The organism is Ruminococcus sp. RTP21204st1_B2_RTP21204_210225, from assembly GCF_040914135.1.
Classification (GTDB): Bacteria; Bacillota; Clostridia; order Oscillospirales; family Ruminococcaceae; genus Hominimerdicola; species Hominimerdicola aceti.
Genome location: NZ_JBCPGA010000100.1, coordinates 1 through 2,285, shown reverse-complemented (window position 1 = coordinate 2,285; position 2,285 = coordinate 1). Strand labels below are relative to the sequence as shown.

The 2,285-nt window shown below is 43.8% G+C and carries 5 protein-coding genes; all 5 read right to left on the bottom strand.

The window, feature by feature from the left end:
* Nucleotides 1-292 (bottom strand): hypothetical protein (locus tag AB5123_RS14165; protein ID WP_368364982.1); only part of this gene is annotated, 292 nt, incomplete at its 3' end.
* Nucleotides 293-397: 105 nt separating this feature from the next.
* Nucleotides 398-763, bottom strand: coding sequence for a SpoVG family protein (locus AB5123_RS14160; protein WP_347504200.1), 366 nt, complete (start codon nucleotides 761-763; stop codon nucleotides 398-400).
* 22 nt (nucleotides 764-785) lie between these two features.
* The gene (locus tag AB5123_RS14155) at nucleotides 786-1,220 is read right to left on the bottom strand and encodes a DUF3846 domain-containing protein (RefSeq protein WP_117940371.1); all 435 of its coding nucleotides are present in this window, start codon (nucleotides 1,218-1,220) and stop codon (nucleotides 786-788) included.
* Nucleotides 1,217-1,492, bottom strand: coding sequence for a hypothetical protein (locus AB5123_RS14150; RefSeq protein WP_117893638.1), 276 nt, complete (start codon nucleotides 1,490-1,492; stop codon nucleotides 1,217-1,219). Before AB5123_RS14150 ends, AB5123_RS14155 begins: the two co-directional genes overlap by 4 nt.
* A gap of 4 nt (nucleotides 1,493-1,496) precedes the next feature.
* The coding region (locus AB5123_RS14145) for a DNA adenine methylase (RefSeq protein WP_368364981.1) at nucleotides 1,497-2,285 on the bottom strand (789 nt) is incomplete at its 5' end.

Here is a 2,285-nt window from a genome sequence, read left to right as displayed (position 1 = left end):
GACCGTTATTATTCTGACCCTGATTAGAATTTCCGTTCGCATTTGAAGAACCAGATTTCTTGGTCGTAGTTACTGTGGTACCTGTCGGCTTTGAATTCTCGGATACCCTCTGCGAACTCTTTATCGTAGTAGCGGTTTCGCTTGTATCCTTTTCTTCCTTTGCCGTTGCTGCAGAGGTTGTCAACGTAGTTGTAGTTTGGCTCACCTCTGAGGTTTCCGCAGTTTCAGAAACATTTCCGCAGGCTGATAAAATCACCGCACAGAGTATTGATATGACCATTACTTTTCTCATATTATCACGCTCCTTTGACAAGCAATATATCACATTTTTTCTTGTAAATCCAGACTTTTTACCGAAGTTCTACCTTTGTGACAATTTGCACAGCCTGCCTTTGTACTACATTGATATTTCCGGTTCAGGTTCATCGGAAAGCTCGCCGCTCATTTCCTCATCGGGAGAATTTTCAACCTCAATCTCAGTCTGCTGAACCTGCTGTAATTTAATATCATAGGCATTGAGAACCGCCTGATTAAGCGCATTTCTCGCACCCTTGCTTATGGGGTGGAAAATATCCTGATACTGCTTGTTCCCGTCACGGTCGGTGTACTGAGTTGACGGCATGGAAACAAATCGCCCTTTTTCTCCCTCGCACACCTTGATACCGTGAACGGCGTAAAATCCGTCAAAACTTACGCTTGCAAAAGCCTTGATATTGCTGTCGGGCTTGTCCACCAGTCTGTTGATCGTTGCTGAAATTTTCATTTGCATCACCTTTTCCTTTCATTTATGACATTGTAATTTCGGGTTCTTCCGAATCTTCTAAATCTTCGGCTACTTCTTCCGACTGGACAATTTCGGGGTGACACTCATTCACAGCCACAAGACCTATGCCCGGCAGATCAACTATCATATGAGAAAACTGCTCCTTGTACTTTTCAATCTGTTCATCGGTAAGTGAACAGCTATCCCACTCGCCGTATTCATTTTGATAGTTGCCTGAGATGTAAAAAGTACCGTGGACAAGTGTTGCACCCACAATCCTGTTAGGCTCTGAACCGTTCAGCAGAAATTCGTCATTACACCAGACGATTGCGTCCTGCTTTGGTTCAAAATATATGGGTTCTATGCTGCCGCCCACAATTTCCTGCATAGCGTGAATATTATCTTTAATATCCTTCACATACGGCTTTTTCATCGGTTCAAACACAAGTATTTTCATGAAACCACCTCCGATTCCTCTCCGCAGTAGTCATTAAGCGGACACCCGTCGCAGTCTTCGTACATGGAACAGGTACGCTGTATCTCTTCCTCCGAGATTCCACAGTCACGGAACGGTACTTTGTCCTCTGAGGGGAAAAGTGCTATTTCAAATTTACCCCTCGCTACCGATATTTTCAGCTCGACTTCCGCACCTTCTTCCAAAAATACACCGGGCACTTCTATGTCCCCTGAATTGTTGATAAATCCTTTTGTGTATATCATATTTTTCATAAAATTAAACCTCCAAAATTGTTTCATCGTCAAACAGCGAAAGCTGACAAGCCGCCTTTACTCTTTCGCTTGTATCATAATTTGAGATAAGCAGTTCGCCGTACTGACAGCCTGCGTCATAACGCTGTGCTAAGTTGTTAAGTCTGCTTATCTCCTCGATGTGGATATTAGGCTTGTCCCATATCTCCCTTATCTCCGGACAGTCATTGTATGAAACCAAGAACTTGCCTTTGATCTCTAAAAGTGTATCACGCAGTCTGATATGATCCTTTGCCGTAAATCCCACGTCCTTGTAGTAGCTTTCTGTAGCAAAGTAGGGCGGATCGCAGTAAAAAAAGCTGACGGGTCTGTCATACTGCCTGATAAGCTTTTCAAAATCTTTATTCTCAACTACTACCTTCTGCAACCGCCTTGCGGCAAGGTCGATCATAGGGAAGTCCGACCACATCGAATGCGGCTGACTTCCAAAGCTGTCAAGTCCCGAAGCATAGCTGTACCTTATGAGCTGATAGAATTTTGACGCTCTGTCTGCATCACATAGCTTTTCAAAAATCCCACGCTTATGAAGTAAAGCGATACGGTCAAAATCTTCACGGGAATTGAGGACATACCGCAACTTGTATTTCAGCTTATTGGGTTTATCACGCACACACCGATAAAGATTTGAGAGATTTCCGTTAAAATCGTTATACACCTCAAAATCCATACCCGGCGGCTTATGAAACAACACCCAGCCTGCACCGCCGAAAACCTCGATATACCTTTCATAGTAAGGCGGAAATCTTGCAAGCAC

What these genes read in the sequence shown, in the direction of transcription:
- AB5123_RS14150 (WP_117893638.1), bottom strand. Translation starts at nt 1,492, where the DNA reads ATGAAAAATATGATATACACAAAAGGATTTATCAACAATTCAGGGGAC.
- AB5123_RS14155 (WP_117940371.1), bottom strand. Translation starts at nt 1,220, where the DNA reads ATGAAAATACTTGTGTTTGAACCGATGAAAAAGCCGTATGTGAAGGAT.
- AB5123_RS14160 (WP_347504200.1), bottom strand. Translation starts at nt 763, where the DNA reads ATGAAAATTTCAGCAACGATCAACAGACTGGTGGACAAGCCCGACAGC.